19 protein-coding genes are annotated in these 19,919 nt (G+C 44.0%); 13 read left to right on the top strand and 6 right to left on the bottom strand.

Annotation, left to right across the window (positions count from 1 at the left end):
* Positions 1-61: 61 nt before the first annotated feature.
* The 4 genes from AB4512_RS08450 to AB4512_RS08465 all read right to left on the bottom strand — a co-directional run bounded on the left by AB4512_RS08450 (position 62) and on the right by AB4512_RS08465 (position 3,809).
* On the bottom strand, positions 62-1,420 hold the full coding sequence (locus AB4512_RS08450) for an AmpG family muropeptide MFS transporter (protein WP_372174752.1): 1,359 nt from the start codon (positions 1,418-1,420) through the stop codon (positions 62-64).
* Between the two features lie 53 nt (positions 1,421-1,473).
* Complete coding sequence (locus AB4512_RS08455) at positions 1,474-2,022, bottom strand: peptidylprolyl isomerase (protein ID WP_372174753.1); 549 nt, start codon at positions 2,020-2,022, stop codon at positions 1,474-1,476.
* Positions 2,022-2,591, bottom strand: a complete 570-nt coding sequence (locus AB4512_RS08460; protein WP_017059907.1) for a YajG family lipoprotein — start codon at positions 2,589-2,591, stop codon at positions 2,022-2,024. The genes AB4512_RS08455 and AB4512_RS08460 overlap by 1 nt, the downstream gene beginning before the upstream one ends.
* A 66-nt stretch (positions 2,592-2,657) precedes the next feature.
* A complete protein-coding gene (locus tag AB4512_RS08465) occupies positions 2,658-3,809 on the bottom strand; it encodes a methyltransferase (protein WP_017068516.1) in 1,152 nt (383 codons plus the stop codon).
* A gap of 174 nt (positions 3,810-3,983) precedes the next feature.
* On the opposite strand from AB4512_RS08465, the gene bolA reads away from it, so the two are divergent.
* The 9 genes from bolA to nqrM all read left to right on the top strand — a co-directional run bounded on the left by bolA (position 3,984) and on the right by nqrM (position 12,100).
* Positions 3,984-4,292, top strand: a complete 309-nt coding sequence (gene bolA, locus AB4512_RS08470; RefSeq protein WP_017059909.1) for a transcriptional regulator BolA — start codon at positions 3,984-3,986, stop codon at positions 4,290-4,292.
* Between the two features lie 518 nt (positions 4,293-4,810).
* Entirely contained in the window at positions 4,811-6,151 is a 1,341-nt protein-coding gene (locus AB4512_RS08475) for a Na(+)-translocating NADH-quinone reductase subunit A (RefSeq protein ID WP_032545690.1), read from the top strand.
* A gap of 5 nt (positions 6,152-6,156) precedes the next feature.
* The gene (locus AB4512_RS08480) at positions 6,157-7,401 is read left to right on the top strand and encodes an NADH:ubiquinone reductase (Na(+)-transporting) subunit B (RefSeq protein WP_004735208.1); all 1,245 of its coding nucleotides are present in this window, start codon (positions 6,157-6,159) and stop codon (positions 7,399-7,401) included.
* Positions 7,391-8,158 carry a Na(+)-translocating NADH-quinone reductase subunit C gene (locus tag AB4512_RS08485; RefSeq protein ID WP_004735209.1) on the top strand — a complete coding sequence of 256 codons (768 nt, stop codon included), beginning with the start codon at positions 7,391-7,393 and terminating at the stop codon, positions 8,156-8,158. Before AB4512_RS08480 ends, AB4512_RS08485 begins: the two co-directional genes overlap by 11 nt.
* Complete coding sequence (locus AB4512_RS08490) at positions 8,158-8,790, top strand: NADH:ubiquinone reductase (Na(+)-transporting) subunit D (RefSeq protein WP_008223083.1); 633 nt, start codon at positions 8,158-8,160, stop codon at positions 8,788-8,790. The genes AB4512_RS08485 and AB4512_RS08490 overlap by 1 nt, the downstream gene beginning before the upstream one ends.
* A gap of 7 nt (positions 8,791-8,797) precedes the next feature.
* Positions 8,798-9,394 carry an NADH:ubiquinone reductase (Na(+)-transporting) subunit E gene (gene nqrE, locus AB4512_RS08495; protein ID WP_009848375.1) on the top strand — a complete coding sequence of 199 codons (597 nt, stop codon included), beginning with the start codon at positions 8,798-8,800 and terminating at the stop codon, positions 9,392-9,394.
* Between the two features lie 29 nt (positions 9,395-9,423).
* A complete protein-coding gene (gene nqrF, locus AB4512_RS08500; RefSeq protein ID WP_017059912.1) occupies positions 9,424-10,650 on the top strand; it encodes an NADH:ubiquinone reductase (Na(+)-transporting) subunit F in 1,227 nt (408 codons plus the stop codon).
* Positions 10,651-10,824: 174 nt separating this feature from the next.
* On the top strand, positions 10,825-11,829 hold the full coding sequence (locus tag AB4512_RS08505) for an FAD:protein FMN transferase (protein WP_017059913.1): 1,005 nt from the start codon (positions 10,825-10,827) through the stop codon (positions 11,827-11,829).
* 16 nt (positions 11,830-11,845) lie between these two features.
* Positions 11,846-12,100, top strand: coding sequence for a (Na+)-NQR maturation NqrM (gene nqrM / locus AB4512_RS08510; protein WP_009848378.1), 255 nt, complete (start codon positions 11,846-11,848; stop codon positions 12,098-12,100).
* A 135-nt stretch (positions 12,101-12,235) separates the two neighbouring features.
* Here nqrM and AB4512_RS08515 read toward each other — a convergent pair whose 3' ends face one another.
* Positions 12,236-13,474: a response regulator gene (locus AB4512_RS08515; RefSeq protein WP_017071276.1), complete on the bottom strand. Its 1,239-nt coding sequence runs from the start codon at positions 13,472-13,474 to the stop codon at positions 12,236-12,238.
* Between the two features lie 163 nt (positions 13,475-13,637).
* On the opposite strand from AB4512_RS08515, the gene dinB reads away from it, so the two are divergent.
* Positions 13,638-14,714: a DNA polymerase IV gene (dinB, locus tag AB4512_RS08520; protein WP_029235195.1), complete on the top strand. Its 1,077-nt coding sequence runs from the start codon at positions 13,638-13,640 to the stop codon at positions 14,712-14,714.
* A gap of 64 nt (positions 14,715-14,778) precedes the next feature.
* Here the strand turns inward: dinB and AB4512_RS08525 are convergent, their stop codons facing one another.
* Positions 14,779-16,713 carry an ATP-dependent DNA helicase RecQ gene (locus AB4512_RS08525; RefSeq protein ID WP_372174754.1) on the bottom strand — a complete coding sequence of 645 codons (1,935 nt, stop codon included), beginning with the start codon at positions 16,711-16,713 and terminating at the stop codon, positions 14,779-14,781.
* A 145-nt stretch (positions 16,714-16,858) separates the two neighbouring features.
* Between AB4512_RS08525 and AB4512_RS08530 the strand changes: the two genes are divergently transcribed.
* The 3 genes from AB4512_RS08530 (at position 16,859) to AB4512_RS08540 (ending at position 19,830) form a co-directional block, all read left to right on the top strand.
* A complete protein-coding gene (locus tag AB4512_RS08530; RefSeq protein ID WP_017059917.1) occupies positions 16,859-17,332 on the top strand; it encodes a GreA/GreB family elongation factor in 474 nt (157 codons plus the stop codon).
* 88 nt (positions 17,333-17,420) lie between these two features.
* A complete protein-coding gene (locus AB4512_RS08535) occupies positions 17,421-18,179 on the top strand; it encodes a YggN family protein (protein ID WP_372174755.1) in 759 nt (252 codons plus the stop codon).
* 289 nt (positions 18,180-18,468) lie between these two features.
* Complete coding sequence (locus tag AB4512_RS08540) at positions 18,469-19,830, top strand: sodium-dependent transporter (protein WP_017059919.1); 1,362 nt, start codon at positions 18,469-18,471, stop codon at positions 19,828-19,830.
* Positions 19,831-19,919: the final 89 nt, after the last annotated feature.

Consider the following 19,919-nt stretch of genomic DNA (forward strand, 5'->3'; position numbering starts at 1 on the left):
GTGACAAAGTAAAAGAGGGTAGCGTGAAGCTACCCTCTTTCTATTCTGTCTTCTTTTTCTCTTATTCGTGGTTGGTTTTAGCTTTTTCTAGTAAATCCGTGAAAAAGTGGCGTAACGAATAGAGCATGATCAAACTTGGAATCACCATAAGTGCGGTCAGTATAAAGAAGGTTGACCAATCATTGAGGTAATCGACCAATTCACCACTAAATGAAGCCAGTGTTGTTCGACCGAAGTTACCCAAGGATGCGAGTAATGCATATTGGGTTGCAGAGAAGGCCTGCCCGGTTAATAGTGTTAAGAAAGAGACAAACGCTACGGTTGAAAACGCAGTTGTAAAGTTATCGACAATGATGGTTGACAAGAACAAGGTTTCACTCGGGCCAGTGTGAGCGATCCACGCAAACATTAGATTACTGGCCGCCATTGCCACACCGCCGATCATCAGTCCGCGTACAATACCGAATTTTACATTGAAGACGCTGCCTACCAAAGTGAAGAATATGGTTGCGCCCCAACCAATTAACTTCGAATAGTGGCCGATCTGTTCGTTACTGAAACCTATCTCTTTATAGAAGGTGATCGACATGCGACCTAGGAAGGCTTCACCTATCTTAAATAGGAATACGAACAGCAGTAGGGTGATGGCAACTTGAACTCCGTTTCGTTTGAAGAAGTCATAAAACGGTTCTAACACGGTAACACTGAACCAAGCCACGACTTTCGAACCGACAACCTTATTGTGGCGTTGCTGAGCCTGTTCTTGCAGGGCTTCGCGTTGTGTATTTGGCTCTCCGACAAAAAGAGTAAACAGCATTAGTACGACAACGACGCCTGCCATTCCGTAATACACGCCATTCCAACCGATTGAGTCTGCATTAATAAAGGCAAGGTAGCCTGGTAGAGAATACCCCGTCCACCACCCAATTACGGCCATTGCGGAAGCTTGCGGCAGTTTTGATGCTTCGGATTTTGGGAAGGTATCAATACGAAATGCATCAATCGCGATGTCTTGCGTGGCTGAGGCAATGGCAATAGCGAGCGCCAACATTGAGGTAAACGCCAAATTCTCTGCGGGATTGACGCCTGCGATGAATAAGGTGCCGATTAAAACAATGGTTTGGCAGAAAAAGATCCAACTGCGGCGCTGGCCGAGTATTGCGTGAAGCACCGGCAGTTTTACTCGGTCTACCAATGGTGCCCATAAAAAGTTAATCGCATACACGGCAAACACACTACCAAAGTAGCCAATGGCAGCACGCGTTAAACCTGCATCTTTTAGCCAGCCAGACATGTTGGATCCAATAAGAACCCATGGGAAGCCACTCGAACAGCCGAGCATAAACACCCAAAGTAGACGTTTATCTAGGTAGCTGCGAAAAGTCTGCATCCAAGAAAGAGAGGGAGTGCCTGATGACATAGGGCGTCCTTGTATAGAAAAACGCCCTTAAGAAATAAGGGCGTTACATTGGATTACTTAAGAAGGGTCACTTTAGTGATGACGATTGGGTCGACTGGGATGTCTGACATGCGGCCCATTCGCTTGGTTGGAATCGTTGCCATCTTTTGAACAACATCAAAACCTTCAGTTACTTTGCCGAATACAGCGTAGCCTGGGTTGCCACCTTTTGCGTTCAAGAAATCATTATCAGAGAAGTTAATGAAGAACTGACGAGTTGCAGAATCTGGCGCATTAGTACGAGCCATAGCGATTGTTGCTGTATCGTTGTTCAAGCCATTGCTGCCTTCATTCTTGATAGGAGCGTAAGTTGCTTGTTGATTCATCTCTTGATCGAAGCCGCCACCTTGCGCCATAAAGCCAGGAATAACACGGTGGAAGATAGTGCCTTCGTAGCTGCCGTCTGCCACGTATTTTAGGAAGTTCTCCGCGCTAACCGGTGCTTGTTCTTGGTTAAGCTCAATAGTGAAGTCGCCTAATGTTGTTTCCACGTTTACTTTAGGACCAGCCCAAACGCTTACGCTCACTAGCATTAATGCGATAGAAGATAAAATACGACCCATTAGAAACGTTCCTTCATGTAAGTTTGTAGCTCTTGGTCGTTAGCGATTTCCGTAAGAACCAAGTTAATCACGTCATTAAGAACCATAGAGATGTCGTCATTTGACGCACTCAAGGCACCAGTGCGCGTTGCAGTACCGTTGAATGTTTTCACTAGTTTGCCTTCAGGCGTTTCAGCCGTAACTTCAAGCGTTACTTTACCGTCCATTTTGTTTTCCATAATGGTGTGTTCTACGGTAACGAGTGCTTCTTGAATCTCTAAAACAATCGAGTTTTCACTGTTTACGCTCGCACGAAAACCTTGAGACTCTAACTGCTGTGCAACAGCATTTTCTAGAGAGATACGCATGTTTTGCTTAGCGTGAATTGGCTGAATGTTTGAACGGCCACTATCAACCAATGCAACATATTGAGCGGCACGAACATCTTTACTGGTTAGTGTGTATGTTTTGCCTTGTACAAGGTTGCTTGAGCTTAGTGAAGCTTCTGGCATTACATTGATCTGTTCTTGCTGAGGGGCTGAACATGCTGTCAAAGCCATAATAGAAGCAGCCAAAATCAGTTTTTTCATTCCTTTATCCTTTCTAAATTCACACCAGAAGCTCGGTATCTTAAATTCTTGTGAAGTCGTTTCTGCTTATTTATTAAAATTCGCAGGTTCTCTTGTTGCTTGTAATATCTCAAATTTTTGGTTTAGTTCAAGCGTTTCAACGTTAGCTTCACCAAATAGTCTTGCTAGTTTGACATCGTATCCGAGGTGTCGGTTGCCAATAACAATTAATTTGCCTCCATTGCTTAGAACATGCTTTGCATCACAGAACATTTGCCACGCAATGTGATCCGTAATTGCTTGTTGCTGATGGAATGGAGGATTACACATCACTAAGTAGGTGCTGTTTTTCTTGAAGCCATCTAAACAGTTGTTGGCGATGAACTGGAAGTTGCCTTCTTCACCAAGGTTATCTTTGACGTTTTGGCGCGCCGATTCCACCGCCATAAAGCTTTCATCCACACAGGTGATACGGGCTTGTGGGTTCAATTGCCCTGCTTTTACACTCAATACACCGTTGCCACAACCAAGATCGATGATATGACGTAGCTCAGGATCTTGAGGGATGTGCTCTAGCATATAGCGAGCGCCTTGATCGAGTGCTTCCCCTGAGTAAACATTTGGTAAATTTTTCAGGCGGATATCTTCACCGTCTACATCCCATTCAACAAAAGGCTCTACCGTTTGAATTGGCTGGCAGTTTGGAGATGAGAAGACTAAGCGGTGTTTTTTCTTCGCTAGTGATGTTTTGGTTTCGCCTAGGTATTTTTCGAACAGGTTAAGCGTAGAGGTGTGAATCTCTTTTACCTTGTTGACGCCGATCACTTGGCAGCCTTCAGGCAATGCTTGGCGTAGCTGACTCAATTGCCAGATTAGGTGACGATTTGTTTTTGGCAGCTGCATGATCACAAGATCGATACCGTGTGGGATATCATCCATCGTGTTCAAGAAGTTCACTCGGTTACTTTGATTGCGCTGCAAGTTTTTCAGGGCACCACGGTGAGAGATAAATGAGTCGCTCATCATAGTGACATCATGATCTTTCGAGAACCAAGCGGATAGGGCACCGAAGCTGTCGTTCATGATCAGGATGTGTTTGCCAGGTTCGAGGTTCATCTCTTCAACATGACTGATCAGGTATTCGTCGCCCGCATCCCAAGCTTGAAGGGTTTCATTTGAACGTTTCGGGAAACGATGTAAGGTTAAAGTTCTATCGTGAAGGGTAAGTTCGGTTTTCATTGCTTGAGATACTTATGTAAGAAATAACAAAGATATTGTCTCAAATGCAGGCTGAACAAGATAGAAAAAACTCAACTAAACCTACGCCATTCGCTATCAAATACTCAGACAGTCGACCGCTTAGGGTTTATACTCATCCCACGGATAATGCCAATACGTTATTAAGGAATCACAATGATCCAAGAAGTTATCGAAACAAAATTGCACAATGAGTTTTCACCAAGTCATTTAAACGTGGTCAATGAGAGCTATATGCACAATGTTCCGGCTGGTTCTGAGAGTCATTTCAAAGTGATTGTTGTCAGCGATGTGTTTGAAGGTTTGCGTCTTATTGCTCGTCATCGAGCGGTAAATAAGGCACTTTCAGAAGAGTTAGCCAATAATATCCACGCACTGTCTATTCACACTTATACAAAAGATGAATGGATGAAGCAGCTAGATAGCGTGCCAGACAGTCCAATGTGTATGGGTGGCGGAAAGTAAGAAGGCCTATATACAGAGAAAAGCGCCATGGCGCTTTTTTGTCGTCAAACGTATGTATTTTTCGTTCTTATATCACCCAAACTGATGTCAAATTGAACGAGCTCAAATACCTACAATGAGTAATGTTTTTATTAACAGTGTTTCAACATAACTAGTAAAATATTAGTTTGTGACAGAGTATTAATCTCTTGTTTAAAACACGTTTCAAAAGCCATTTTATCTGTGCGGCTCGTCAAATTTATACATATTTGAGAGTCCATATGCTTCAAATCTCACCAAATAAACGCGGTATTCAAGTTATTGGTCATGGCATCAAGTTGTCAAAAAATGCTAGAATATCGCACCTGATAAATCTCACATAATATTTGTGATGAGTTTATTAATGTAATGTTGCGATTTTGGTATCTCAAATTTACCAAAACCGGACACTGTAATGTCGTGTCTAAGGGCGATTTTAAAACGTCCTGAATTTACGCAATTAAAAGAATCTTTTTCCCGATAAAGTAGTGCAAGTGCGTATGATTACAATAAAGAAGGGTTTGGATCTTCCTATCGCAGGAACTCCATCCCAGGTGATTAATGATGGTAAGTCCATCACTAAAGTCGCCTTGCTTGGCGAAGAGTACGTTGGTATGCGTCCTACGATGCATGCTCGCGTTGGTGATGAAGTGAAGAAAGGCCAAGTTCTTTTTGCAGATAAAAAGAACCCAGGTGTTGTATTTACTTCTCCAGCAAGCGGTAAAGTTATTGAAGTGAACCGTGGTGCTAAGCGTGTTCTTCAATCAGTAGTGATTGAAGTAGCAGGCAATGAGCAAATCACGTTCAATAGCTATGAAGCTAACCAACTAGCAAGTCTTGACCGTGAAACGGTTAAAGCTCAGTTAGTTGAGTCTGGCGCATGGACCGCTTTGCGAACTCGTCCGTTCAGCAAGGTTCCAGCAGTTGATTCTGAAACTCAGGCTATTTTCGTTACTGCTATGGATACTAATCCGCTAGCAGCTGAGCCAGAATTAATCATTAACGAGCAGTCTGATGCTTTCGTTGCTGGTTTAGATCTTCTTTCAACTCTGACTAACGGTAAAGTGTACGTTTGTAAAAAAGGTACTAGCTTACCTCGTTCAGCTCAGTCTAACGTTGAAGAACATGTTTTTGATGGCCCACACCCTGCAGGTCTTGCAGGCACGCATATGCATTACCTATACCCGGTAAATGCACAAAATGTAGCGTGGAGCATTAACTACCAAGACGTTATCGCATTCGGTAAGTTGTTCCTTACTGGTGAGATTTACTCTGAGCGTGTTGTTTCTCTGGCTGGTCCAGTAGTTAACAACCCTCGTCTAGTTCGTACTCAAATTGGTGCTAGCCTTGAAGAGTTGACGGACAGCGAGTTGATGCCAGGTGAAGTTCGCCTGATCTCAGGTTCAGTGCTATCTGGTGTTCACGCTTCAGGTCCACATGCTTACCTTGGCCGTTACCATCAACAAGTTTCGGTTCTTCGTGAAGGTCGTGATAAAGAGCTATTCGGCTGGGCTATGCCTGGTAAGAACAAGTTCTCTGTTACTCGTTCATTCCTTGGTCACGTGTTTAAAGGTCAGTTGTTCAATATGACAACGACAACGAACGGTAGTGATCGCTCTATGGTTCCAATTGGTAACTACGAGAAAGTAATGCCATTAGATATGGAGCCTACTTTGCTGCTTCGCGATCTATGCGCTGGTGACGTTGATAGTGCACAAGCACTTGGTGCGCTAGAGCTAGATGAAGAAGATTTAGCACTGTGTACCTTTGTATGTCCTGGTAAGTACGAGTACGGTCAGTTACTTCGTGAATGCCTAGATACAATTGTGAAGGAAGGGTAATTTTCATGGGCCTTAAAAAGTTTATTGAAGACATCGAGCATCATTTTGAACCAGGTGGTAAACACGAAACGTGGTTTGCGCTTTACGAAGCAGCAGCAACACTTTTCTACACACCAGGTACTGTTACAAAGAAAAGCTCGCATGTCCGTGATAGCGTTGACTTAAAACGTATCATGATCATGGTTTGGCTTGCGGTATTCCCAGCAATGTTCTGGGGTATGTACAACGCAGGTGGTCAGGCTATCGCAGCACTAAACCACATGTATTCAGGTGCAGAACTAGTTTCTATCATTGATGGTAACTGGCACTACTGGCTAACCGAAATGCTTGGAGCCTCCTTAGGGGCCGATGCAGGTTGGGGCAGTAAGATGCTCTTGGGTGCGACTTACTTCTTACCTATCTACGCAACGGTATTTATCGTTGGTGGTTTCTGGGAAGTACTGTTCTGTATGGTGCGTAAGCACGAAGTCAACGAAGGTTTCTTTGTTACTTCTATCTTATTTGCGCTTATCGTTCCGCCAACGCTTCCTCTATGGCAAGCAGCACTAGGTATTACCTTTGGTGTTGTTGTTGCGAAAGAGATCTTCGGTGGTACGGGTCGTAACTTCTTGAACCCTGCTCTTGCTGGTCGTGCGTTCCTGTTCTTTGCATACCCTGCACAGATTTCAGGTGACGTAGTTTGGACTGCTGCAGATGGCTTCTCTGGTGCAACAGCGCTTAGCCAATGGGCTCAAGGCGGCGGTAGTGCACTAATGAACGTAACATCAGGTGAAGCAATCACTTGGATGGACGCATTCATTGGTAACATTCCAGGTTCTATCGGTGAAGTTTCAACGCTTGCACTTATGATTGGTGCAGCAATGATTGTTTACATGGGCATTGCGTCATGGCGCATCATTGCGGGTGTAATGATCGGTATGGTTGCAGTATCAACACTATTTAACGTGATTGGTTCTGACACTAATGCGATGTTCAGCATGCCTTGGCATTGGCACCTAGTTTTAGGTGGCTTCGCGTTCGGTATGTTCTTCATGGCGACTGACCCAGTATCAGCTTCATTTACCAATAAAGGTAAGTGGTGGTACGGCATCCTAATCGGCGCAATGTGTGTAATGATTCGTGTAGTTAACCCTGCATACCCAGAAGGCATGATGCTTGCGATTCTATTCGCAAACCTATTTGCTCCTCTGTTTGACCACGTTGTAATCGAGAAGAACATTAAGCGGAGACTAGCGCGCTATGGCAAGTAATAACGATAGCATTAAAAAGACGCTGTTTGTTGTTATCGCATTGAGCCTAGTGTGCTCAATCATCGTTTCAACAGCTGCAGTTGTTCTTAAACCTAAGCAACAAGCTAACGCAGTTCTGGATCAGCAAACTAAGATCCTTGAAGTTGCGGGCATTGAACTTGCGGGTAATATCCCAGCACTGTACGCAGAGAACATCGAACCTCGTCTAGTTGATTTCGCTACTGGCGATTTCGTTGACGGCGACGCTGCTGCATACGACCAACGTAAAGCGGCAAAAGATCCGGCTCAGTCAATCAAGCTTTCAGCTGAAGATGACATCGCTAAGATCATTCGTCGTGCTAACACGGGTACGGTATACCTAGTGAAAGATGGCGCTGAAACTTCTAAAGTTATCATCCCTGTTCACGGTAACGGTCTATGGTCAATGATGTACGCATTCGTTGCGGTAGAAACTGATGGCAACACAGTTTCTGGTATCACTTACTACGAGCAAGGTGAAACTCCTGGACTTGGTGGTGAAGTTGAGAACCCAACTTGGCGCGCTCAATTCGTTGGTAAGAAATTATTCGACGAAAACCACAAACCTGCTATCCAGGTTGTTAAAGGTGGCGCTCCTCAAGGTTCTGAGCACGGTGTAGATGGCCTTTCTGGTGCAACACTGACTAGCGTTGGTGTTCAACATACATTTGACTTCTGGTTAGGTGATATGGGCTTTGGTCCGTTCCTAGCAAAAGTTCGTGACGGAGGTCTGAACTAATGTCTAGTGCAAAAGAAATTAAAAAGAGCATCTTAGCGCCGGTGTTGGACAACAACCCAATTGCGCTACAGGTTCTTGGTGTGTGTTCTGCTCTTGCGGTAACCACTAAGCTAGAAACAGCATTTGTTATGACTATCGCGGTAATGTTCGTTACTGCTCTGTCTAACTTCTTCGTTTCTTTGATCCGTAACCACATTCCTAACAGTGTGCGTATCATCGTTCAGATGGCAATTATCGCATCACTAGTAATCGTGGTAGACCAAGTGCTTAAAGCATACCTATACGATATCTCTAAGCAGCTATCTGTATTCGTAGGCCTAATCATTACTAACTGTATTGTAATGGGTCGTGCTGAAGCATTCGCAATGAAGTCTGCGCCAATCCCATCTCTAATCGATGGTCTTGGTAACGGTCTTGGTTACGGTTTCGTTCTTATCACTGTTGGTTTCTTCCGTGAGCTTCTAGGCTCTGGCAAACTATTTGGTATGGAAGTACTACCTCTAGTGAGCAACGGTGGTTGGTATCAGCCAAACGGCTTGATGCTTCTAGCACCTTCTGCATTCTTCCTAATTGGTTTCTTGATTTGGGCAATTCGTGTGTTCAAACCAGAACAAGTAGAAGCGAAGGGGTAAGGTAGTCATGGAACATTATATTAGTCTGCTAGTTAAATCGATTTTCATCGAAAACATGGCGCTTTCTTTCTTCCTAGGTATGTGTACATTCCTAGCGGTATCTAAGAAAGTTAAAACTTCTTTTGGTCTTGGTGTTGCGGTAGTTGTAGTACTTACAATCGCTGTTCCTGTAAACAACCTTGTTTACACACACATCCTGAAAGAAAACGCGCTTGTTGAAGGTGTCGATTTAAGTTTCCTTAACTTCATCGCATTCATCGGTGTTATCGCGGCACTTGTACAAATCCTAGAGATGGTTCTAGACCGTTTCTTCCCACCTTTGTACAACGCACTAGGTATCTTCCTTCCACTGATCACAGTTAACTGTGCAATCTTTGGTGGTGTATCTTTCATGGTAACTCGTGACTACAACTTTGCTGAATCTGTTGTTTACGGCTTCGGTTCTGGTGTGGGTTGGATGTTAGCTATCGTTGCTCTTGCGGGTATCCGTGAGAAGATGAAGTACTCTGACGTACCTCCAGGTCTTCGTGGCCTTGGTATCACGTTCATTACTGTTGGTCTGATGGCGTTAGGCTTTATGTCTTTCTCTGGTGTTCAACTGTAGGGTAAGCACCCAGTAATAAGGAATAACAAATGTTTAGTATTATTCTTGGCGTAGCGATGTTTACCATTATTGTACTGGCTCTAGTACTAGTGATTCTTTTCGCTAAGTCTAAGTTAGTACCATCAGGTGACATCACTATTTCAGTAAACGGCGACCCTGAAAAGGCGATCGTTACTCAACCTGGTAGCAAGCTACTTGGTGCCCTGGCTGGCGCTGGTATCTTCGTATCTTCTGCTTGTGGTGGCGGTGGCTCTTGTGGTCAGTGTCGTGTAAAAGTTAAGTCTGGTGGTGGCGACATCCTTCCAACTGAACTTGATCACATCACAAAAGGTGAAGCTCGCGAAGGCGAACGTCTTGCATGTCAAGTTGCTATGAAAACTGACATGGAGATTGAACTAGACGAAGATATCTTTGGTGTTAAAAAGTGGGAATGTACTGTTATCTCGAATAACAACGAAGCTACTTTCATCAAAGAACTTGCTCTAGCGATCCCTGAAGGTGAAGAAGTTCCGTTCCGCGCGGGTGGTTACATTCAGATTGAAGCTGAACCACATCACGTGAAATACGCAGATTACGATATTCCTGAGGAATACCGTGGTGACTGGGATAAGTTCAACTTGTTCCGTTATGAGTCTATCGTTAAAGAGCATTCGATCCGTGCTTACTCTATGGCTTCATACCCAGAAGAGAAAGGCATCATCAAGCTTAACGTGCGTATCGCAACTCCGCCGCCAAACAACCCTGACGTAGCTCCTGGTGTTATGTCTTCATACATCTGGTCTCTTAAAGAAGGCGACAAATGTACTATTTCTGGTCCATTTGGTGAGTTCTTTGCTAAAGACACAGACAATGAAATGGTATTCATCGGTGGTGGTGCAGGTATGGCGCCTATGCGTTCTCATATCTTCGACCAACTTAAGCGTCTTAAGTCTACTCGTAAGATGTCTTACTGGTATGGCGCGCGTTCTAAGCGTGAGATGTTCTACATTGAAGATTTCGATGGCCTAGCGGCTGCAAACGAAAACTTCGTGTGGCACTGTGCACTGTCTGATCCTCAACCAGAGGACAACTGGGACGGTTACACTGGTTTCATCCACAACGTACTGTACGAAAACTACCTGAAGGATCACGAAGCTCCTGAAGATTGTGAGTACTACATGTGTGGTCCACCGATGATGAACGCTGCTGTTATCGGCATGCTGAAAGATCTTGGTGTAGAAGATGAAAACATCCTACTAGATGACTTCGGTGGTTAATCCACTTAAGTGATTGATATTATGGCTGACTCCTACGAGTCAGCCATTTGTTTTTCTAAGACAGCTTTTGACAACATACTGGCTTATATAAGAAAGAGTAAGGCATTCAAAATACCTATTTTTTACTCTTATTTTTCCTTATATAAATCCTCAACATTAGACAGGAGTAAGCAAGTGAGAATTTGGCTTGTTGCATTAACTTCTTTGATTTTTCTTGCGGGCTGTGAGCAGTCAAGAGAGCAAGTGCATTTGAGTGGCCCAACGATGGGCACGAGTTACAATATTAAATACATCAATGGTGATGAATTTCCTGAGTCTAATGAAGTTCATACAGAGATCGATCGTCTACTTGAAGAAGTAAACGACCAGATGTCGACTTACCGTGAAGATTCCGAATTAAGCCGTTTCAACCAGCATAAAGGTGCGGATGCGTTCGAAGTATCTGAGCAAACAGCGACGGTTGTGAAAGAAGCGATTCGTTTGAACGGTCTTACTGAAGGAGCTCTGGATGTAACGGTTGGTCCGTTAGTTAACTTATGGGGTTTTGGTCCTGAAGCTCGTCCTGAAGTTGTGCCATCAGATGAAGAGCTGGCGGCTCGCAAGGCTAAGATTGGTATCCATCATCTTAGTGTTGAAGGCAACATGTTGAAGAAAGACCTACCTAACCTGTATGTCGATCTATCCACGATTGCAAAAGGTTGGGGTGTTGACGTCGTCGCTGACTACCTTGATTCTATCGGTATTCACAACTACATGGTTGAAGTCGGTGGCGAAATTCGTCTGAAAGGTTTAAACCGTGAGAACGTGGGCTGGCGTATCGCGATTGAGAAACCAAGCGTTGATGAGCGTAATATCCAAGAGATCATCGAGCCGGGTGATATGGCTATCGCAACCTCTGGTGATTACCGTAACTATTTTGAACGTGATGGTGTTCGTTACTCACACATCATCAACCCTGAAACAGGAAAGCCTCTTCACCATAAAGTGGTTTCTGTGACTGTTTTAAACCCGTCTTCAATGACTGCAGACGGCTTATCTACGGGCCTTATGGTCTTAGGTGAGGAAAAAGGAATGGAAGTCGCAAACCAACATAACATCCCAGTGTTCATGGTGGTAAAAACAGCAGATGGCTTTAAAGAAATTGCTTCTGAAGCATTTAAGCCATACTTAGGTAAATAAGGTAAGCGAGATAATTATGAATACATTTCTGATTACATTTGGTGTTTTTCTTGCAGTAATCGCAGCGATGTCAATTGGCTACATTATCCAAAAGAAAGTTGTGAAAGGTAGCTGTGGCGGTTTGGGTGCTGTTGGTATTGATAAAGTATGTAACTGCCCTGAACCTTGTGACGCGCGTAAGAAGCGTGAAGCACGTGAAGCTTACCGTGAAGAGAAGCTGGCTGAGCGTCAACAAAAAGAAGCGGCTTGGAGTAAAGACCGTATCGCTTAATTGGTGACAGTCATAGGGGATAGAGCTATCTATGCCCTCAAATTGAAAAGCTCAAGATTATCGTCTTGAGCTTTTTTAGTTTTGAGGTCTAGCAATTAATCTTGGTATACCAAAAATGGAAACAGAGGCGAATGACTATTGTTCGATTTGCATGCTGTTACGCGCAAACACTAGTTGGTTTCTACCTTGCTCTTTTGCCGTATAAAGAAGCTCATCAGCGGCTTTGATCTGCTCATCTAGCTTCGCGTCTAAATCGGTTACGCCGATACTGATACTGACCTTGATTCTTTGAGAGTCATGCTCAACAACATGGCTTTCAATGGCTTCTCTCATGGACTCTAAGTTGTCAACAAAGCTCTCAAACGAACCACACGACTGAATACAAAATTCTTCGCCACCGAAGCGTACAGCAACATCATCTTTAAAATGGTCTTTGATGATCTTGCCGACTTCCACGAGGACTGCATCACCACCATCGTGACCGTAGGTGTCGTTCACTTTCTTGAAGAAGTCGATATCCATCATGGCTATACTGCGCTGCTCACAACCTTTACATGTTTGATTGAACAGGTAACGACGGTTCCATAAGCCAGTAAGAGCATCCTCGTTGGCATGTCGAAATAGCTCGTTGGCCGCTTCTTTCATATCAAGCAGTTGATGGATACGGCAAAAAAATTCTTCTTGGTTAAAAGGCTTGTAAAGGAAGTCGTTAGCCCCCGCTTTAAGGAATCGAGCTGTCATGGTGCGATCATCGCTGCCTGATAACCCTAGAATAGCCAACTGGTTTCTGTCGTGATCGCGTCGTATCTCACGGATCATCGCTATACCGTCTTTCTTCGGCATATCATGGTCTGTAACAACGAACGTAATATCGGGATCGTTATGAAGGAGCTTTAATGCTTGTTCGCCATCTTCGGCTTGGATAGTTTGGATATATTGGTGTTCTAGAAGTTGAGCTATGTAACGGCGAACGACCGCTGAATCATCGACAACCAATGCTTTGTGATGGCGATTATTCGAAATTCTTTGAACCAGGGGAAGTAGGTAGCTTACTGATGACATACTGTCTTTAAGTATGTAATCGATAACGCCTTTGGCTAGGACTTGCTCTCGCAGTTGATTGTCGAACATCCCGGTCAGGACAATGATTTTCTGTTGATAGCCTAAGACGAGATCAATGATCTCACCGTCTTGCCCGTCAGGTAAGCAGTAATCTAATACGGCACACAAGAAATCCGTCTCTTGTTCCAAGATGTTTTTTGCTTCTGCAATCGATTCAGCAACTGCTACCTCATAACCGCTATTTTTCAGCTGTTGGTACAGGTAGTTGCGAAATGCTCGGCTATCTTCCACTACTAGTATTTTTTCACTCACAAGCGATCCCTACTTATAGACTAAATACTCGTTAACAATAGTATCAGAAGAGCTCATGGCTATTGAAGAGAAACCTCTTTAGCTGGACTCCAGATCATTTTAAATCTGAGAATAATTGATTATACTGTTCATAGATACAGTTGTAAGGTTGAGTTATTTCCAAATGTGCAGTTCGGACCAAGAGAAAGTCAGAAAAATAATCCATGTCGATATGGATTGTTTTTACGCGGCTGTAGAAATGCGTGATAACCCTGCTTACCGAAATCGCCCGTTAGCTGTTGGTGGGCATGAAAAGCAACGCGGCGTTTTGAGCACCTGTAATTATGAAGCCCGCAAGTTTGGTGTTCGCTCTGCAATGCCTACCGGAAAGGCCCTACAGCTTTGTCCTAATCTATTGGTTGTGCCGGGAAGAATGTCGGTCTATGTCGAGATATCTAAAAAGATCCGTGAAATCTTCTCTCGATACACATCAATCATTGAACCACTTTCCTTGGATGAAGCTTTCCTTGATGTCACCGATTCTAAGCGGTGTCACGGTTCAGCAACACTTATTGCCGAGTCTATTCGCCGTGATATTTGGAACGAACTGAACCTGACAGCTTCTGCAGGAATTGCACCGATTAAATTCTTGGCGAAAGTGGCCTCAGATCTGAATAAGCCCAATGGTCAGTTTGTTATCCCTCCACAAGACGTGCAATCAGTGATCGATGAGCTACCACTTGAAAAGATTCCCGGTGTCGGCAAAGTGAGCATAGAAAAGCTGCACCAAGCGGGTTTCTTTACTTGTAAGGATATCAAAGAGTCTGACTATCGAGACCTGCTACTCAAGTTTGGCCGTCAAGGTGCATCACTCTGGAAGCGCAGTCATGGCATTGATGATCGAGAAGTTATCATCGAGCGCGAGCGAAAATCGGTAGGTGTAGAGCGCACCTTTACCCAAAACATTTCAAGCTACGCAGAATGTTGGCAGGTAATCGAAGATAAGCTATTTCCTGAACTCGAGACTCGCTTAGAAAAGGCTAGCCCAAGCAAAGCGATCATCAAGCAGGGCATTAAGCTCAAGTTCGCCGACTTTCAACAAACCACGATTGAGCACATCCATGCCTCTCTCGATCGTGAACACTTCAAAGAGCTGCTTAGTGAAATACTGAAAAGACAACAGGGGCGAGAAATACGCCTGCTTGGTTTAAGCGTAATGCTGCAACCTAAAGACCAAATGCGTCAGTTGAGCTTCTTTTAAAGATAATGAGTGAGATGAATACCGACTACGCTTCATAGCCTAGTCGGTTTTTTATAAGTAAGAATTACCTAGGAAGTTGTTTTACTCGCGCTAAGGTATCACTGAACGGTTGCTGCTCTAGCTTGCCGTAACCGACCATTTTACTGGCTTTGAGTTTGGTTGAAAGCGGGGTGGCGATTCCACATAAGAAGCGAGTAATTGCCTCGTCGGTAATCAGTTGTTGGCTAGCCGAAATAAACTCATGTATCCATGTCATCACCGTCTCATCATCGATAGGTTCAACATCAACGGTTGGTAAGATTGCCACTTCTCCTCGACATACAGAGCAGTGACCGCAGTTTGTTGGTGCTTTATCATCGGCAAAATAACTCGCAAGGCGTGAGCTTAGGCAAGTATCCGCCTCAAAGAAATTCAGCATTTGGTTAAGGCGGTTTATCTCGCTGTTTTCTTTTGCTTTAAACAACTCAGTTAGACGCTCTGACAGTTGCATCATATCTTCAGAAGTATTGTGGATCGCGTAGACATCGGTGATCTGCTTGCTTTCTAGTTCAATCCAACCTTGTTCATTGAAGTAGTCGATAGCCGCAATCACACGCTGACGATCGGCTTGGAAGTGTGTCCAAAGCGCATCGAAGTCGACTTGGCACCACACTCTTGCTTGAGGAGAGCATTGGAAAATCGCTTCGACAAATTGACGACGTTCACTTTGAAATTGCTCTGTGATCTGCTGTTTCGGACGAATGAACTTAAATTTGTAGTCTGCGAAGTAGCTGTACTTGGGCTCAATCACACCTTCAATTTCGAGATACACCAGTAGTGTTTTTAGCGGTAACTGACGAATGTTGGATTCACGTGATAGTTGATTAAGCATGATCTCCCATTGATTCGAGCCAGAAGCGCCAATGTTTTGATTTTCGTAGATCTCTTTTAATACCGCTTGGATCGATATGTTGTCTGGCGTATCACCAAAAACGAAGTTCTCGAGTGTACTTAAACCGTGTTTGTTAGCCAGTAAAACACATTCAGACGCTTGCCCATCTCGACCAGCTCTGCCGATCTCTTGTGAGTAGTTTTCGATCGATTTTGGTAAGTCAAAGTGAATCACTCGGCGAATGTTGGACTTATCCACGCCCATACCAAACGCGATAGTTGCGACGATACAGCTCACGTCATCATTCATGAATTGGTGTTGAATAGCATCTCTATTTTCAGGCTTAAGACCCGCATGGTAAGCCACTGCATTAACGCCAGCATTGCGAAGCTGCTGAGCCACCATCTCTGCCGTTTGTTGAAGGGTGACATAAACAATAGTCGGAGCGAGAGAAGCTTGGTTAACCACATTGCACAAGGTTTCTAGCTTACTGGTTTGTTCACAAGGTTGAATCGACAGATCGAGATTTTGACGATAGAAACCCGTAACCACAACGCGCTCCTCATCAATTTCAAACTTTGACTTCATATCTTGGATAACCGCTGTAGTCGCAGTGGCTGTCAGTAGTAGAACCTGAGGAATATTGAGCTGTTTTTGGTATTGAGGAAGCTTCAGGTAGTCGGGTCTGAAGTTGTGTCCCCATTCTGAAATACAGTGCGCTTCATCGACCACAAGCAGTGAGATCGACACTTGGGAGATAAACTGACGAAAGCGTTCGTTCTTCAAGCGCTCGACGGAGATCATGAGGATCTTGGTGTCACCGTTACGCACTGACTGCATAACCTGTTGTGTGGTTTGTCGGTCTTGGCTTGATTCGATTGCCGCTGCGCTAATGCCTTTACTGTGCAGGAAAGCGAGTTGGTCTTTCATCAAGGCTAACAGTGGCGATATCACCAAGGTTAAGTGCGGTAACTCTAATGCTGGTAATTGATAGCACAGCGATTTACCTGAGCCTGTCGGGAATATCGCGGCAGTCGAGTGACCAGATAGAACGTTATCAATGACTTGCTTTTGCCCATTGCGCAGTGAGTCGAATCCGAATACTTGTTTTAGCTTCTGCTCAATCATTTATGTTCTACCTGAGTTATTAAGTGTCGTATTGATGCTAAAGCGGGCGCCCATTCATGATAGCGTCGCTTGATGAATCAAATGTCTTGCACCTGATTGTACCTAATTCTATTCTGTAGCTCCTATAGAAAAGCACCCCAATAGTATGAATAAGTCTGAGCTTCGCCAAATAATCATAGAGCAACTTGAATCCCGATTACGTATCGCACAATCTGCTACTCAACGCGCTATTGATGCTGCGACAGATGAAGAGACAGTGCCTGAACATAAGTACGATACATTGGCATTAGAAGCTTCGTATCTCGCCCATGGTCAAGCGGTGAGGGTACAAGAGTGTGAAGACGATATTCAGTGTTATCGTAACTTAGTGTTGCGTGATAGTGAGAAGGTTACGGTGAGCAGTTACGTTGTGGTCATTGACGAGCATGATCAATATAAACACTTTTTTATGGGGCCGAGAGTCGGCGGACTTTCTGTCACGTGGAATGAGAATGAGATTGCCATCGTGACGGCAAATGCACCTTTTGGCCAGGCTCTAATGGGTAAAGAAGTTGGTGATGAGATTGAGTTTAAGGTCGCAGATAAACAGTTTTGCTACGAAGTTATCTCTATCGACTAACTAACTGACTAATAGATATAAAACGTTTCTCTGACAAAGGAGCATATACCAAGGGTATAGTAATCTGTCAGATTGATGAGAGGATGTTATGAAAAACAATGTATTAATTGCATCACTAACAGCGGTTATCGCTGTTGTGAGCTTGCCAACGTTTGCTGCTCAGTGTCGAGTTGATTTGAAGAATGAACTACGAATTGATGACCAAAAAGTCGAAATCCATCAAGTGAATGGTGATACGGCCGTTTTTGATGATAACAACGACCTCTATATTCATGGTGAGAAGGTTGAGCTTGATGCCGACCAACAAGCGGCGATTGAGAAATATCGCGAAAACATGAGTGAGTACTTACCTCGAGCGAAACAAATGGCCAACGATAGCTTAGCGTTAGCCAATGACGTGATTGATGATATCGCGGCTAGCCTGGATTCACCTGAGTCATTTGATAATGTAAAAGAATCAATGAAAACCTACTTTGCAGAACTGGAAGCGCGTTATTACAAAGATGGCGAATTAGTGTTGCCTGCAGAAAGCTTTGATTCGATGGCCAATGGCTGGTCTGAAGATTTCGAGAAGGCGAAAGAAATCTTTAACCAAGAATTTATCTCTAGCGCTTTTAATGCGATGTCAGAAAAAATGAAACAAGACGGTGGCCTAAACCTGACTGAACTGGCTGACAGTATGGCTGAATTAAAGCTGAAAGTTGAAGAGCGAATGAAAGAACACTCTCAACAAGTACAGGAGGAAGCGAATGATTTCTGTGATTCACTTGATGAGATGGCAGAACAAGAGCAAGAACTGCATGAAATCATTCCGAACTTAAAAGATTACCAAGTCTTCACAATTTAATTCGAGTCTAGTGATGAATAGTAAGAGCACCGGTCGGTGCTCTTTTTGTTTGTATAAATGGAACCACACGGCGAGTATTTATCTCAATTCAATCCATTTCCTTCTTAAGCCTACTGCTTCGCTTTGTTGCTTATAATTGAACGATAAGACTGGTTTTTTGTTAATTTTGTTGTTCTAAATAGCGCATTGATTGTAAAAATCAGAGAATTGTTCATTTATTGGTTGTGCCTATCATTGCTTTTTATTACTGTACTTCTCAACTAGTTCACTGATTTTTAATGCGGGCGATATGGACCAACAATCTTCCTCTTCAAGAGAGCACTTTAGCTCTCGTTTAGGTTTTATTTTAGCAGCGGCTGGTGCAGCGGTTGGCTTGGGTAATATTTGGGGTTTCCCGACTCAAGTTGCTAGCAACGGTGGTGGCGCTTTCCTTTTAGTCTATTTGATCATGATCTTCGTGGTTGCTTTCCCTATGTTGGTGGTTGAGATGGCTATAGGCCGTCACGGCCAAGCAAACCCAGTTGATAGCATGCGATCTTTGACGACAAACCCTTTGGGTAAGAAAGTCGGTGAGTTTGTCGGTTGGGTTGGACTGAGTGTACCAAGCGCAGTGTTGGCGTTTTACAGTATTGTTGGTGGCTGGTTGATCTGTTTCCTAATTGGTGCGGTCGCGGATCTTATCGGCCTAGAAGCGATTGCTGATTGGTTTAAGGGCTTCAGTGTTGAGCGCAACGTATTTGGTACCGTCGCGTTCTATGTACTGACTATCTTGATTGTGCAGGGCGGTGTTAAGCAAGGCATCGAGAAATGGTCGACTCGTTTGATGCCTGCGCTGTTTGTTTTATTTGGCTTATTGTTTGTTTACATCATGACGCAATCTGGCGCGATGGAAGGCCTAAAACATTACCTTATTCCAGACTTTGAGAAAGTGTGGGATAGAAAACTGATTCTGGCGGCAATGGGACAGGGGTTCTTCTCACTCACTATTGGCGGTTGCTCGATGTTGGTTTATGGCTCTTACTTAAGCAAGAAAGAGAACCTACCAAAAATGGCGATGAACGTAACTCTGGTGGATACTGCTGTCGCTTTTATTGCTGGATTAGTGGTGATGCCAGCAATGTTTGTTGCGATGCAAAAAGGCGTTCAAATCTACGCTGAAGACGGCTCACTATTAAGCTCTGACACTCTAGTATTCACGGTTTTGCCGTTGATGTTTGATAGTTTAGGTGTGCTTGGACAGATCTTTGCGATTGTGTTCTTTTTACTACTAACGATTGCTGCACTGACTTCTTCGATTTCGATGCTTGAAGGCCCGGTTGCGCTAGTGAGTGAGCGTTTCAATACTAGACGAACGCCAACAAGCTGGGTGATTGGTGGTGCTATCGCGCTGTTTAGTGTGGTGATTGTTTACAACTTTGCTGCGATGTTTGGCATGGTAGCGATGATTGCAACTCAGTATCTTCAACCAGTCGCTGCACTGATGTTCTGTGTGTTTGGTGGTTGGGTATGGAGCCGAGCTTCAAAAGTGAAAGAGCTTGAACAAGGCAGTCCTGATTTTCAACTTGGTTGGTTTGGTAAGGTTTGGCCAATGTATGTGAAGTTTGTGTGCCCAATTTTGGTAGCAACGGTTATCTGGGCATCTTTCGGTTAATGCAGAACCCTATCTGGGCTTTTTGAAATTACCTCCTCTGAACTTGAAATATTAAGTACAAAGCCACTCATAATGAACTGACCCCCAAT

Origin of the sequence: Vibrio sp. 10N.222.52.B7 (genome assembly GCF_041474275.1) — a bacterium.
In the GTDB taxonomy this organism is placed as follows: Bacteria; Pseudomonadota; Gammaproteobacteria; order Enterobacterales; family Vibrionaceae; genus Vibrio; species Vibrio crassostreae_C.